The 13,837-nt window shown below is 51.0% G+C and carries 12 protein-coding genes; 3 read left to right on the top strand and 9 right to left on the bottom strand.

Annotation, left to right across the window (positions count from 1 at the left end; all coding sequences use genetic code 11):
• Positions 1-525: 525 nt before the first annotated feature.
• The 6 genes from IMY23_RS00060 to IMY23_RS00035 all read right to left on the bottom strand — a co-directional run bounded on the left by IMY23_RS00060 (position 526) and on the right by IMY23_RS00035 (position 7,120).
• On the bottom strand, positions 526-1,029 hold the full coding sequence (locus IMY23_RS00060; protein WP_192820084.1) for a DUF6702 family protein: 504 nt from the start codon (positions 1,027-1,029) through the stop codon (positions 526-528).
• A gap of 70 nt (positions 1,030-1,099) precedes the next feature.
• Positions 1,100-2,413: an RIP metalloprotease RseP gene (gene rseP, locus IMY23_RS00055; protein WP_192820083.1), complete on the bottom strand. Its 1,314-nt coding sequence runs from the start codon at positions 2,411-2,413 to the stop codon at positions 1,100-1,102.
• Between the two features lie 83 nt (positions 2,414-2,496).
• Positions 2,497-3,651 (bottom strand): 1-deoxy-D-xylulose-5-phosphate reductoisomerase, encoded by a 1,155-nt coding sequence (locus IMY23_RS00050; RefSeq protein WP_192820082.1) that lies wholly within the window; start codon positions 3,649-3,651, stop codon positions 2,497-2,499.
• 138 nt (positions 3,652-3,789) lie between these two features.
• Positions 3,790-4,155, bottom strand: a complete 366-nt coding sequence (locus IMY23_RS00045; protein WP_192820081.1) for a hypothetical protein — start codon at positions 4,153-4,155, stop codon at positions 3,790-3,792.
• A 77-nt stretch (positions 4,156-4,232) separates the two neighbouring features.
• A complete protein-coding gene (locus IMY23_RS00040) occupies positions 4,233-5,513 on the bottom strand; it encodes a hemolysin family protein (RefSeq protein ID WP_192820080.1) in 1,281 nt (426 codons plus the stop codon).
• Positions 5,514-5,623: 110 nt separating this feature from the next.
• Complete coding sequence (locus IMY23_RS00035) at positions 5,624-7,120, bottom strand: GH3 auxin-responsive promoter family protein (protein ID WP_192820079.1); 1,497 nt, start codon at positions 7,118-7,120, stop codon at positions 5,624-5,626.
• A gap of 549 nt (positions 7,121-7,669) precedes the next feature.
• Between IMY23_RS00035 and IMY23_RS00030 the strand changes: the two genes are divergently transcribed.
• From IMY23_RS00030 to IMY23_RS00020, 3 genes are all read left to right on the top strand, one after another.
• Positions 7,670-8,884, top strand: coding sequence for an ATP-binding protein (locus IMY23_RS00030; RefSeq protein WP_192820078.1), 1,215 nt, complete (start codon positions 7,670-7,672; stop codon positions 8,882-8,884).
• A 276-nt stretch (positions 8,885-9,160) separates the two neighbouring features.
• Positions 9,161-9,595: an OsmC family protein gene (locus IMY23_RS00025; RefSeq protein WP_192820077.1), complete on the top strand. Its 435-nt coding sequence runs from the start codon at positions 9,161-9,163 to the stop codon at positions 9,593-9,595.
• A 55-nt stretch (positions 9,596-9,650) separates the two neighbouring features.
• On the top strand, positions 9,651-10,148 hold the full coding sequence (locus IMY23_RS00020) for a hypothetical protein (protein WP_192820076.1): 498 nt from the start codon (positions 9,651-9,653) through the stop codon (positions 10,146-10,148).
• A gap of 102 nt (positions 10,149-10,250) precedes the next feature.
• On the opposite strand, the gene IMY23_RS00015 is transcribed toward IMY23_RS00020, so the two are convergent.
• From IMY23_RS00015 to dnaA, 3 genes are all read right to left on the bottom strand, one after another.
• Positions 10,251-10,889 carry a peroxiredoxin gene (locus tag IMY23_RS00015; protein WP_192820075.1) on the bottom strand — a complete coding sequence of 213 codons (639 nt, stop codon included), beginning with the start codon at positions 10,887-10,889 and terminating at the stop codon, positions 10,251-10,253.
• Positions 10,890-11,947: 1,058 nt separating this feature from the next.
• Entirely contained in the window at positions 11,948-12,397 is a 450-nt protein-coding gene (locus IMY23_RS00010; protein WP_192820074.1) for an Rrf2 family transcriptional regulator, read from the bottom strand.
• A gap of 23 nt (positions 12,398-12,420) precedes the next feature.
• On the bottom strand, positions 12,421-13,837 hold a 1,417-nt coding region (dnaA, locus tag IMY23_RS00005), incomplete at its 5' end, for a chromosomal replication initiator protein DnaA (protein ID WP_192820073.1).

The raw sequence follows: 13,837 nt of genomic DNA, 5'->3' as shown, positions 1-13,837 counted from the left end.
AATCCAGAGCCCCAAAACGCAATTGGCGCAGACCTCACAGGTTTCCAAAACCTGTGAGGTCTTTTGAGCAGGCGGCACTGCTGATGCCCAAAACGCAGACTGCCTCATGCACCTTTTTCCAGCCTTTCCATCGAGCGCCTAAGCAGGTTCCGTCGCCGCCAGGCGGGTGCCGAAGGCGTCAGGAAGCTGGTACAGCGCGAGAGGGGAAGGCGGGGCATCGCGGCCGTGAGCGCTCGGAGCCCAGCTATGGAAAAGGCCGTCTTGTAGAACTCAGGAGCAAACAGAAATTTGGAAGGAAGGCAAATTGCGTGCACAGAAATAGCAACTGGGAACGCAATTCAGGTTTTCAGTGAGAACACCAACAACGGCGAAGACGGCGGGGAGAAAGTGAAATTTAATCAAAGCATCACGCTTCGTTAGATCCTTCGACAAGCTCAGGATGACAGCAGGAAGTGGCGAAGAGTGCTGCTCAGGATGAAAAGGGAGCTATTCTAATATCTACAATTAACCCACAGTTACTTCTTCTTACAAACCCACCACATGCTGTGATTCCCCGGCGCGGGAAAGGACGGAGCGCTTCTTGCCGCCTACCTCTACATTCACAATATTGGTCTGGTCTGTGAACACCTCCATTAATAAAGCATTCTGCACATAGACTTGCCCAGCGGGAACTTGACCCGCCGGAATCTCCACGTAAATCCAGAGGGCATCGGCTTCTTCCTGTACACCTATGAATTTATGTACAGGTTTCTTGCCTTTGGCGGCGGAGATGGAAAGATGGGCTTGCACGTACTCAGCAATCAGCTGGTTCACGCGGGCGGAACGGTCCAGGCGCACCACGGTTTTGGCGCGGCGGCTCAGGGCTTCCTCCAGGTCATCAGCGAAAACACGGACCGCTAGTTCAAACGTTTGGGTTTTGGGGTTGTAGCGGGCGTCTGTAATGCTGGTGTGGAATTCATGCGCCCAGGCCGGCAAAGCCAACAGAAGGCCAAGTATCAACCCTAGTATTCCTTTCGCTTTCTGTGGCATAGTCTGTGGGTGTAAAACAGAGAAAGACGCCAAAAGCGCCTTCTCCTTATATTTTTTAAATCAAAATCGCTTACTTAAACAGCAACTTGAAGAAGTCATTGCCAATAGCGAAGGCCATTAAGGCCAACAGCAACACCATGCCTACTTTCTGCGCGTTCTCCAGGAACTTGTCTGAGGGCTTGCGTCCCGAGATCATTTCATAAGTCAGGAACATAACGTGGCCACCGTCCAGGGCCGGAATGGGCAGGAAGTTCATGAACGCCAGCACCATGGACAACATGGCCGTGATGGTCCAGAAGTTAATCCAGGAGAAGTCACCGCCGAAGGTTTGGGCAATCATCATAGGGCCGCCAATGGATTTGGAAGCCGACGCCTCGCCGCTGAAAATTTTCCCGAACCCTTTGATCTGGGTGGAGATGATCATGTAGGCCCGATCCATACCCGCCGGAATAGACTCTAGCAGGCCATACTCACGGGTGGCACGGGGCAGCAACGGCTTCGGGTTGAAGCCCAGGGTGCCGTTCTCTTCAATGGTCACGTTTTTAGTGAAGGTTTGCCCCTCACGCTCCACAGAAATAGGAATGGTTTTGTTCGCGCTTTGCTTTAAAGCCGCCTGCAACTGGTCAAAGAACTGAATGGGTTGGTTGCCAATGCGCACAATTTTGTCACCTTTCTGCAAGCCAACTGTAGAGGCCGGCGAACCCGCCTGCACGCGCTCTACTATAAATGGCTCGCGGGGCATGATGAATGTGGTTTTCTCCTCGTCAATGAGTTGGTCCATCAGGTTATTGGGGATCTTAATCTCCAACTGCTGGCCATTGCGATCCACGGTGTAGGTACTGTTGCTGCCCAATAAGACATCTGGGCTAACGGCGTCACTGAATTCCACAATGGGTTTTCCGTTCACGGCAATGATCTTGTCACCGTCTTGCAGGCCAATGCGTTTGGCGGTCTGGTTGGTGACAATGCCGTATTTCACGTCTTTGGCCAACAGATAGCTTTCGCCATACATGTAAGTGAGCGCCGCGAAGATGATGATGCCCGTGATCACGTTGAAGATAATACCGCCCATCATGACAATGAGGCGCTGCCAGGCTGGTTTGGCCCTGAATTCCCAGGGTTGCGGCTCCTGCGCCAGCGCGGCGGTGTCCAGGGACTCATCTACCATGCCGGAGATTTTCACGAAACCGCCCAGCGGAATCATGCCAATCATGTACTCGGTCTCTCCTACTTGCTTGCTCACCAGTTTGGGCGGAAACCCGATGGCGTATTTTTCAACCCGCATGCCAAACCATTTGGCGGTGAGCATGTGGCCCAATTCATGTATTCCTACTAAGATGGTCAGCCCCAGAATTAACTGGCCGGCCATTACTAAAACATCCATTTATAACGCTTATGAGGTAAACACCTGAAGAACTCAGGCTCCAGGCAATTGTTTTAAACTAAGGTTAGGGCAAGAAAAACGGCTTACCCGTTCACCAATTCCTGCGCCATTCGGCGGGTCTCCTGGTCTGTGTGCACCAGGTCACTGAGCGAAGGCGTGGCAATATACGCAACTTTGGCGAGACAGTCAGAAATGAGGTCAGACATAGCCAGAAAGCCGATCTCGTCGCGCAGGTACGCCGCCACCGCCACTTCATTGGCCGCATTGAGCACACACGGCGCGTTTCCGCCTTTCTCCATGGCGCTGTAGGCCAAGGCCAGGTTGCGGAAGGTCTCCAAATCTGGCTGCTCAAACGTGAGTGTGGGATAATCCAGGAAACTGAACCGCGGGAAATCAGATTTTAACCGGTTAGGGTAATGCAGCGCATACTGAATAGGCAATTTCATGTCGGGCAGGCCCAGCTGCGCTTTCAAAGAACCGTCTTCAAACTGAACGAGCGAATGCACAATAGATTGCGGATGCACCACTACTTCAATCTGTTCATTCTTGAGCCCGAACAACCACTTGGCTTCCATCACTTCCAGGCCCTTGTTCATGAGGGAGGCCGAGTCAATGGTAATTTTAGCGCCCATGTCCCAGTTAGGGTGCTTGAGCGCCTGTGCCTTGGTCACCGTCTGTAAGAAGTTTCGGTCTTTGCCTCTGAACGGACCACCCGAGGCGGTCAAGATGATTTTCTCAATTGGGTTGTGGAATTCGCCGGCCAGGCATTGGAATATGGCGCTGTGCTCAGAATCTACGGGGTAAATGTTCACGCCTTTCTCGCGCGCCAGTTGCGTGATCAGTTGACCGGCCACCACCAGCGTTTCCTTGTTCGCCAGCGCAATGGACTTGCCCGCCTCAATGGCTTTGATGGTAGACTCCAGCCCGGCGTAACCCACCATGGCAGTGAGCACAATGTCAATGGAGTCCATCTCTACCACGCTGTTCACGGCGTTCATGCCGGCGTAGACCTTGATAGGGTGCGACGCCAGCGCCTCACGCACGGTTTCATACAACTCGTCTTTGGTGATGACCACCGCGTTGGGCTGAAATTCAATGGCCTGCTGAATCAATAAATCTGCGTTGCTGTGGGCCGTGAGCACCTCCACCTCAAAGGCGTCTGGCTGGGCTTTTATCACGTCCAAGGCCTGTGTCCCAATGGAACCCGTCGCGCCTAAAATGGCTACTCTTTTCTTCATGTACTCTTCTTAACCCCGTTTTTGGGCTGCGTTTGCGAAATTAGGGGAAAAACGGGAGTTTGGGCGAAAATTGATTTCGATGTATATGTTTAGTTTCTCTATTAGGCAATAAAAGCTGCATGGTTGGACACCAAACTTCTATAAAAACCTTAACAATGCTATAAGAAAAAACGCTGTACTGAACGCTAAATAAATTGCAATCCACCACCAAGAATCAGAAAGGTCTTCACCTTTGAATTTTAAAAATATGGCTTCTTCCCGTCTCTTAAGCAGATACGTTATCAAAGTAGACAACAACAAGCCAGCTCCAAAAGCTAATTCAAACTCAAAAGCAATCTCTCCAAAAAATTTCCTAAAAACTGAATAAGCAAATACTAATAATGTACTAGAATTTAGGAATGCAATTAAGAAAAAAAGCCGAGGGCCATGGTCATAAGTGTCTTTTCCTTTATGTAAGGACTTCTGAATTACTGCATAATAGAAAAACTCAATATAAAACAGCATAAACTCCTTATATTCAAAACTATAACTTTCCGGTTTTTGCCCTCATTTCCAGAAATGAGCCCGAAAACGGAGTGATCCTATTCCTTGATTTCCTTGAGGAGCAGTTTGTCAATCTTGCTTCCGTCCAGGTCTATGACTTCAATCTCAAAGTTGTTGTACACAAACTTTTCGCCGGTGGCGGGGAGGCGGTTGAGGTAATGGCTCACAAAGCCGGCCAGGGTCTCAAAGTCAGACGTGTCCTTCTTGATGAACTCCCGCTTCAGCTTGCGGTTAAGGTCTCTGATGGGCATGCTGCCGCTCACCAATATGGACTTGTCTTCCCTTACCAAAAAGGTGTTCTCCAGTATCTCGTCCAGGTCCGGAATGTCGCCCACAATGGCTTCCAGAATGTCATGGAGCGTGACAATGCCTTCCACAGACCCAAATTCATCTACCACAATGCCCAGGTACTGCTTATGGTTTTTGAACAAGTTGAGCACGGCGCTGGCAAACATGGTCTCAGGCACAAAAATGGGTTTCTTGAGCAGGCCCTGGAGCGGGAGTTTGTCGGTGAGCAGGTTCTCATAGAAGTCTTTGGAGTGCAGCACGCCCACCACCTGGTCCTGGCGTTTGTCATACACCGGAAACTTGGAATGGGCGCTCAGGCGCATTTTCTCCTTTATTTCTTCCATGGTCTCATGCAGGCTCACCCACTCCACGTCTATGCGGTGGGTTTTGAGGTGCTTGGCCCGCTGCTCAGAATAATGGAAGATGTTCTGGTGCAGGTCTGTCTCCTCTTTGGCCAAAATGCCCTGCTTGCCGGCGGTTTTAATGATCTGCCGAAGTTCTTCCTCAGACATTTTCTCCTCTTCGGCCACTTTCACGCGCAGCAGTTTCATGACCAGGTTGGTGGAGATAGAAAGCAGTTTGACCAGCGGCAACGTGGCTTTAGTGAAGGCTTTAATGATGGGCGCCACAAACAGGGCAATGCGCTCACTGTTGCCCATGGCCAGGGTTTTGGGAATGAGTTCGCCTATCACAATGGAGAAATAGGTGATCAGGCCCACTACAATAATGATAGAGAGCGTATCTGCGTACGGCGCCAGGAACGGCACCTGCACCAGCACGGTCCGCATGTCATCAGAGAGCGCCGCGCCGCCATACGCCCCCAGCACCACCCCAATCAACGTAATGCCCACCTGCACCGCCGACAGGAAATCCTCGGGCTCGGCCAGCAAGTCCAGCACCGTCTGGGCGCTTTTGCTGCCTTCCATGGCCTTCCGCTTCATGCGGTCCTTCCGCACAGAAATAATGGAGATTTCTGACAGCGCGAAGAAGCCGTTCAATAAGGTGAGCGTGACAACAATGAGAATTTCCATACAAAAGAAATGGTATCAGGCTTGATTCTGAAGGTGAGATTAAACGTAAAAACTATTTCTGTTTTGGGGCTCATTTCTGAAAATGAGCCCCAAAACGCAATGCCACTCATCTACCCCATTACCGCCAATAATCCATCGGCTAGGGTACGGTCATTGCTCAGGCGTGGCACTTTGTTCTGGCCGCCTAGTTTGCCCAGGCCCTTCATGTAACGTTGGAAGGCGTCTGGCGGCAGGGCGGTCACTTTCAGGTTGGCCAGAATATTCCCCGTAATGAGGTCATCATAATAGGAATTACGCTTGCGCAGGTGCCAGTTGAGGGCTTTAGAAAAACGCTCAGCGTCATGCGGCGGCGTGTCAAAGGCAATCAGCCATTCATGGTAAGACGGCGCCTCATTTTGGCTCACGAAGGGCGCCACAGTGAACTCGGTCACGGCTACCTCAGGAAACTCGGCCATGGCGTCTTGCAGGGCTCCTTCCACCTCCTCGGCTATCACGTGCTCGCCAAACGCCGAGATAAAATGCTTGAGCCGGCCGCTCACCACCAACTTATGCGGAAAAAGCGAGGTAAACTTGACGGTGTCGCCAATGGAATAGCCCCAGAGCCCGGCGTTGCTGTTAACGATAAGCGCGTAGTTCACGCCCGTTTTCACTTCGGCCAGGCCCAGGCGGGTAGGATTGGGTTGGTGGAATTCATCGGCGGGCACAAACTCAAAGAAAATACCGCTGTTGGCCAGCACCAAAAGGCTGGGGTCTTCCTGCACGTTCTGGTACGCAAAAAAGCCCTCAGACGCCGGAAACGTCTCAATAGAGTCTACTTTCCTGCCGATGCTCTCAAACAGCTTGGCCTTGTATGGCGCGAAGTTCACGCCCCCGTACACAAACAGGTTGAAGTCTGGGAACACGTCTTTGATTTGCTTGCCGGTGCGCGCCATGATTTTGTCAAAGTACATCTGCACCCACGGCGGAATGCCCGAAATCAAGGTCATCTGTTGGTCAATGGTCTCGTTAATAATGGCGTCCAGCTTGGTTTCCCAGTCTTCCAGGCAGTTGGTGGTATAGCTGGGCAGTTGGTTTTTGCGCAAATAAGAGGGCACGTGGTGGTTCACAATGCCAGACAGCCGCCCCGTGTTAATACCCGCCACCTGCTCCAGCACGGGGCTCCCGCTCAGGAAAATCAGTTTACCGTTGAGAAACTGAGACCGGCCCGTTTCATGAATGTAGTTGAGCAGCGCGTTCTTGCCGCCGTTGATGTGGTTGGGAATGGAATCTGGCGTAATGGGAATGTATTTGGTGCCCGAGGTAGTGCCAGACGTTTTGGCGAAATACAGCGGTTTGCCCGGCCACAGCACGTTGGCCTCGCCTTCCTTCACGCGGTCAAAATACGGGCGTAGCGCCTCATAATCACGCACGGGCACGGCCTGTTTAAACTCCAGGTGGTTCTGTATGTCCTGAAAATGATGGTCTCTCCCGAATGCCGTGGTAGCTGCTTTTTTAATGAGTTGCCTGAACACCTGCTGCTGCGTTTCATTGGGGCGTTCCACCCAGGCCTGCTGCTGTACGTTGGCCCAGGAGGCCAACGGCTTGCTCAACATTGCTTTTATTCCCATATGTCTTGGTCTGTGGTCCTGAAAAGGTCTGTTTCTACCTCTAATTCGGCTTTGTGCATCTGGTTTTTTCTTGAAATTCCAAAGCAGCGGTAAGCCCACGCGCGTTGCTGAGAACGGTCTGGGCACTCGCTGGTTTACAGAGGCAAGAGGTAAAGATACAACTCTCCGGCAAAGCAGGACCATCTTCCAGCACTTGCGTAAACTCTGTTTTAGGCTTCGTTTCCAGAAATGAGACCAAAAACGGACTTCGGTCAAAAATATATTTCAGTTTTTATTATTATAATTATTCCAACAATTCATAATTATAATTTCTGGGATATTTGCTGCTATTTAGAAGGAAGTATAATTATAACAACATAGTTTTATGTCTGTACATGAAAATGCAGTATGCTTTATAAAACATGCCTGATAAAGCCGTAAATTGCGGCGGAAAACAAATGTATAGATTTAGAGTTATAGCCTTACCCCCCTCAGAAAGATTAGCCAGCCTGCTGAATCACAAACCCAACTTGCGCCATAAATAGGCTTTACCCCATTTTACTCAAGAATATGACAATCCCAATTACGCACGCTGAGCAAACCGCCGGTCCTCGCCTGCTTCAGGCTAATGCTGCGGTGGGATTTCTACCCGTTCAGGATCTTCAGGCGTTCACGGCCATGGCGGCGGCTATTTGCCAGAGCCAGGCCGCGTTTGTTTCTTTTATAGACGCAGGAAGCCAACACTGCACCACGCTGGTCAATGGCCAAAACGTGGAAACACCTTTGGCCAACTCGCTTTTCGGGCTTAGTTTACAGGATCCCTTGCGTGTGCTGGTGGTGGAAAATATACAGGCCGATACGCGCACGGCACAAGTAAACAAGTTGGCTGGCTTCCCGCCCGTTGGTTTTTACGCGTCTGTGCCACTGCCAACTGCCGCGGGTGAGGTTTGGGGAATATTAACGGTCATGGACGCTCGGCCTAAAACTTTGCTTGCCGCGCAACTAACCGCGTTGCAGGCCTTAGGCGAACAGATTTGCGCAAAAGTTGACTTGCAGCAGCAGGTGGAGCAGTTGCAGGGCCAGGCCCAGAGCTTGCAGCAGGCCAATGAACAGCTAGACGCATATGCCGCCATGATTTCGCATGACCTCAAGGCGCCGCTCCAGAACATGACCGGCCTGATCCAGAACCTGCAGGAGCACCACGCCAACCTGGAACCAACGGCCCGGCACTTGATTCATCTGGTACAGGACTCGGCGCAGCGTTTGCTCCAGATGGTGACGGGCGTGCTGGAATACTCCAAAGTAACCGAGCTCACGCCGCAGCTCAGCAGCAGTTTTCACCTGGGCCAGATGGTAACCGAAGTGGTGGATTTGCTCTCGCCGCCGGACAACATCACCATCAACTACGCCAATAACCTTCCGCAGATTACCACGTCGCGGGCGGCGCTGCAGCAGATTTTCCTGAATCTGTTCAGCAACGCCATTCAGTACAATGACAAAAGCCAGGGAATTATTGACGTGCATTTCAAGGAACACCCGCACCGCTACGAATTCACCGTGGAAGACAACGGCCGCGGTATTCCGGTCACGCACCAGAAACGCATTTTCAGGGTGTTCCAAACCTTCCGGAAAAGCCGCACTGAGAATGTGGGCACCGGCATTGGCCTCTCTACGGTCAAGAAACTGGTAGAAAAGCTGGGCGGCGAGGTTGAAATCTCATCTGAGCCGGGCGTGGGTTCCAAGTTCTCCTTCAGCATCCAGAAAAAGTTGTTCAGCGTGAACTAGTGCCAGGCAGCGGGCTTTTTAACCTTCTTTCCCCTTTCCTCATCACAGTACATTTCCAAAAAATGGCCAAGCCGTTTTCGGGCTCATTTCTGAAAATGAAGCCCAAAACGGAAATTCTTCTTTTATTTACGGTTGATGTCTGAGCACCAGCACCAGCGCGTGGGCTGGCATTTGTTGTACAAGGCGAGGTTTAGAAAATCGATCTCCCTGAAATCAAAGTAAACTTAAAGGCCCGTATTCAAGTACCTACCAATAAAACCTACAACACCTACAACTATGGCAAACAACACTGGACAAGCCACCTGGGAAGGCGGCCTCAAAGAAGGAAAAGGCACCATTAAAAGTCAAAGTGGCACCCTGGACGGACGTTTCTCGTTTGGCTCACGGTTTGAGGAAGACGTGACCGGCACCAACCCTGAAGAACTGATTGCGGCTGCCCACGCGGGCTGTTATTCTATGTTCCTGAGCGCGTTGCTGGAAGGCGACGGCACCCCGGCCACCTCGGTAAACACCACGGCCAAAATCTCCATGGGCAAAGACGACACCGGCCCGTTCATCAGCCGCATTGACCTCACCTGTGACGCCACCGTACCCGGCCTGTCTGACGATAAACTGCAGGAACTAGCCCAGAAAGCCAAGGAAGGCTGCCCTATCTCACGCGCGCTGGCCTCTGTGCCTGAAATCACACTCAAAGCAACTTTGAAAGGCTAACCCACCGCCCGTGCGGTATTAAATTTTTGCTATCTTTGCGGCATACATCGTTTGCATGAAATCACTGGCTAGAGTAGGGTTGCGGCCATCACGTGACCATAAAATTTCGTTTGGGGTGCAGTTGGCCTTGGTGCTGCTGTGGTTGTCTTATGGGCTTTTCCTGGTCTTCACAGAACCCGGCAACGCCACCAATGACCGGCATTTTATCCATTACATTTTTCTGGGTCTAGCCCTGGGCTACCTGGTCTTCATTTTGGCGCAGAACACCTCATTGTTCGGCACGCAGTCTTATTTAGAGATTACACCGGCCTATGTGGTGGAGAAACGCGGGCACTTCAAGAAGAAAATAGCCATTCCGTTGCAAGATGTCACGGCCATTAACATGAACAACACGCAGGCCCGCTTTACCATGCGCGACGGCTCTAAGTGCAGCATTGAACTGAAACTGGTGAGCACCCGCAAAAGCCAGCGCCTGGTCAAAGACAAACTGAACGAAGTGGCCCGCAAACATGACATTCCGGTTACCGACACGTCTACCAATAACCGGCGTTAACATTACATAGCGTTTTCGGGCTCATTTCCAGAAACGAAGCCAAAAACAGAAAGGCCATCCCTGCAAAGAGATGGCCTTTCTGTTTTAAGTAGTAGCTGAAGATTAGTCCAGGTTTGGCTGCGGCGTGGTGCGCAGGTAGGGCTTGATGACGGTATGGCCCTTCGGGAATTTTGCTTCCACGTCTTCCTGCTTCACCGACGGCAGAATCACGCAGTCCTGGCCATTTTCCCAGTTGGCCGGCGTGGCCACGCTGTGGTTGGCGGTCAGCTGCAAAGAGTCAATCACCCGCAGAATCTCCGCGAAGTTACGCCCCGTAGACGCCGGGTAGGTAAAAATCAGCTTCACTTTTTTGTCGGCGCCAATCACAAACACAGAGCGCACGGTGGCCGTGTCGCTGGCGTTGGGGTGGATCATGTCATACAGATCGGCCACTTTCTTCTCCGGGTCGGCAATAATGGGGAAGTTCACGGTGGTGTTCTGCGTCTCATTGATGTCCTGGATCCAGCCGTGGTGCGAGTCAATGGGGTCCACGCTCAGGGCCGCCACTTTCACGCCGCGGCGGTCAAATTCACCTTTAATCTTGGCTACTGCGCCCAATTCTGTGGTACACACCGGCGTATAATCACGCGGATGCGAAAACAGGACCGCCCAGCTGCCTTCAATCCATTCATGGAAATTTATGGTGCCTTCTGAGGTTTCTGCTGTAAAATCTGGCGCAATGTCGCCTAACCGTAATGCCATAGTTTTAAATTTCTTTCGTGGTACAATGTCTTTCTACCGAGTTCTTCCAACGGCTTCTCCCCGTTTTCGTTTGCCTTGGCCATCTCTATAGATGAAGTAGACAAATAAAAGCACCAATTACTGAAAACGCAATCCTTATTTCAAAAAAGTATTGAGTTGGTAACAGCCCGCTGGTTTGGTTGATTTTCTTGTGAGGAATGGAATAGGTGTGAGGAAGTAAGCGTGTTCTATTTAGCTGGAAAGTATCTTGTACTACATGGACCACCCCCAACCCCTCCTAATACAGGAGGGGAGTTTTTTTGGAATGTGGGGAGCAGCAGAAAGCCATGCGTGGGAGACAAGGCGGTGCCTGGTCTCTACAGTTGGAAACCCAGTTTCGGCTTTATTTCCATTTTAGAGCCCGAAAACGGAATTGGCAGAGACACTCGTAGGAGCTGCGCACACTACGAGGTCTTTTGAGCAGGCGTCTGTTGTGACCTCAACCGTAGAGACAAGGCAGTGCCTTGTCTCTACAACCGGCACACGCATTTCGCAGTTTCGCCTCCATTTCCAATTTAGAGCCTGAAAACGCAATCTATCCAATTTAATAAACGCAGACTGCCTAACCATCGCACTGTTTCCAGGCTTTCCATCGAGCGCCTCGCGGGTTGGCCTTGTATGGCTGGGGCTAAGGACAAAGAACAGATTTGGCCAAGACGGGCAGTGCGAGAGGGGAAGGCGGGGCCTCGCGGCCGTGAGCGCTCGGAGCCGGGCTATGAAAAAGGTGGTCTTGTGAGGCAAGGGATGAAACGGCGGTTTGGAAGGAAAGCAAACTGCGTGCACAAAAACTGGTTGAACCGCTGTCTTGGTCGTTGGTGATAACAACAACGGCAAACGGATAAGTTATCTGCACGCACAACTAATCCATCAGAAAGAATCTTCGTTAGACCCTTCTACAGGCTCAGGATGATTTTTTGAGTTAAAAGTGGCGCCGCAAGCTAAGGATGACTAGAAAAAGGAAAAGCTATTTTTGGCTTCGTTTTCAGAAATGAGCCCGAAAACGGAGAAAAAAGAAAGAATTAAATCTGATTGGCTTCTTCTTCAATCATCAAGGCCGTCACTTGTGAGAAGTTAGCCAGAAAGGTAGTATCTAAAATATCACAGGTTGCATCACGCACGCGCTTCATCAAGAGTCTGATTTCACAGGTAGCCTCGTCCACGCACTCCTCGCATTTCTTATAGTAGAGATGACTCACGCAATGAACGGGCGCCAATGGACCGTCAATCATGCGTATCACGTTCCCCACGGAAATGGTAGCCGGGTCTTTCACCAGCAGGTAGCCGCCATTCTTGCCGCGGGTGCTTTGTACTATCTGCTGCACCTTGAGGTCTACTAGAATGGCTTCCAGAAATTTGCGAGGAATACGCTCAGCGGTGGCAATTTCAGAAATCATCACAAGGCCACGGTCATGCTGCTTCGCCAGGTAGAGAAGGGCTTTGAGCGCGTATTTGGCCTTTTTTGAAATCATGGGTAGACAGTGAACAAAGGTGATTACACCGCTTTCACCTTGAACTTCTTCTGTAGTTCCTGAATGGAGGCTTTGAATTTTTTGTCGGTGTCAATCATGTCTGAGACGGTCTGCACCGAGTGAATCACGGTGGAGTGGTCACGACCCCCGAAATGGAACCCGATAGACTTGAGCGAGTGCGCGGTGTATTCCTTCGCGAAGTACATGGCTACCTGGCGGGCCGTCACAATCTCCTTCTTGCGGGTTTTGGCTTTTAATGAATCCAGGCTCACCTGGAAATACTCGGCCACGGTTTTCTGGATGAAGTCCAAGTTTACCTCGGTCTCTACGTCTTCAATAATATGCTTAAGCGCGCCTTTGGCCAGTTCCAGGTCAATTTCCTTGCGGTTCAGGCTAGACTGGGCTATCAAAGAAATCAAGACGCCTTCCAGTTCCCGCACGTTGGTGTCTACGCTGTAAGCCAGGTATTCAATCACGTTGTCTGGAATGTGAATACCATCACTCTGCATCTTTTTGTAGATGATGGCCATGCGGGTCTCAAAGTCTGGGCTCTGCAAATCTGCAGTGAGGCCCCATTTGAAACGGGACAACAGACGCTCTTCCAAGCCTTTCAAATCACGCGGCGGACAGTCTGAGGTCATTACAATCTGCTTGCCGCTCTGGTGCAAGTGGTTGAAGATGTGGAAGAACATTTCCTGGGTTTTCTCTTTGCCGCTCAGGAACTGCACATCATCAATAATCAAAATATCTACCAGCAGGTAGAAATTGGCGAAATCCTGCACGTTGTTGGTCTTGAGAGACTCAATGAACTGGTTCACGAATTTCTCTGAGGACACGTACAGCACAAACTTGTCTGGGTTGTTGGTCTTGATGTGGTTGCCAATGGCCTGCACCAAGTGCGTCTTGCCTAAACCTACGCCACCATACACCATTAACGGGTTGAAAGACGTAGTACCGGGTTTGTTGGCCACGGCGTAGCCCGCAGAACGCGCTAATCTATTGCAATCGCCTTCAATATAATTCTCAAAGGTGTAGCTCTGGTTCAGCTGCGAGTTGAAGAAGTGCCGGTCAATGGCCTTGCTTTCAAACGGATTTTTCAGGAAAGAGCGCTCTGGGCTGTAGGAATTCACCACGGCGCTGGGCACTTTCTTGGTTGGTATGTTAACCGTCTGCGGCTTGCTGTGGTCGTTGCCCTGGTCTACTATGATGGAGTATTCCAGACGGCCTTCGCCGCCCAACTCCTGGTAGACCACTTTCTTGAGCAGGCCCACGTAATGCTCCTCCAGCCATTCATAGAAAAACTGGCTGGGGACCTGAATGGTCAAGACGTTGCCGGCCAAAGACAATGGCACAATCGGCTCAAACCACGTCTTGTAGCTTTGCTCGCCTATATTGTCTTTGATAACCTGTAAACAGTTATGCCAGACGGTTGTACAGTCT

This window comes from Rufibacter sp. LB8 (genome assembly GCF_014876185.1).
GTDB lineage: Bacteria > Bacteroidota > Bacteroidia > Cytophagales > Hymenobacteraceae > Nibribacter.
Note: the sequence above shows the minus strand (reverse complement) of the source record. Positions and strands in the feature narration are given on the sequence as shown.

Excerpts from the sequence above, each read along its gene's own strand:
- IMY23_RS00060 (WP_192820084.1), bottom strand. The coding sequence starts at position 1,029 with ATGCCACAGAAAGCGAAAGGAATACTAGGGTTGATACTTGGCCTTCTG.
- rseP (WP_192820083.1), bottom strand. The coding sequence starts at position 2,413 with ATGGATGTTTTAGTAATGGCCGGCCAGTTAATTCTGGGGCTGACCATC.
- IMY23_RS00050 (WP_192820082.1), bottom strand. The coding sequence starts at position 3,651 with ATGAAGAAAAGAGTAGCCATTTTAGGCGCGACGGGTTCCATTGGGACA.
- IMY23_RS00045 (WP_192820081.1), bottom strand. The coding sequence starts at position 4,155 with ATGCTGTTTTATATTGAGTTTTTCTATTATGCAGTAATTCAGAAGTCC.
- IMY23_RS00040 (WP_192820080.1), bottom strand. The coding sequence starts at position 5,513 with ATGGAAATTCTCATTGTTGTCACGCTCACCTTATTGAACGGCTTCTTC.
- IMY23_RS00035 (WP_192820079.1), bottom strand. The coding sequence starts at position 7,120 with ATGGGAATAAAAGCAATGTTGAGCAAGCCGTTGGCCTCCTGGGCCAAC.
- IMY23_RS00030 (WP_192820078.1), top strand. The coding sequence starts at position 7,670 with ATGACAATCCCAATTACGCACGCTGAGCAAACCGCCGGTCCTCGCCTG.
- IMY23_RS00025 (WP_192820077.1), top strand. The coding sequence starts at position 9,161 with ATGGCAAACAACACTGGACAAGCCACCTGGGAAGGCGGCCTCAAAGAA.
- IMY23_RS00020 (WP_192820076.1), top strand. The coding sequence starts at position 9,651 with ATGAAATCACTGGCTAGAGTAGGGTTGCGGCCATCACGTGACCATAAA.
- IMY23_RS00015 (WP_192820075.1), bottom strand. The coding sequence starts at position 10,889 with ATGGCATTACGGTTAGGCGACATTGCGCCAGATTTTACAGCAGAAACC.
- IMY23_RS00010 (WP_192820074.1), bottom strand. The coding sequence starts at position 12,397 with ATGATTTCAAAAAAGGCCAAATACGCGCTCAAAGCCCTTCTCTACCTG.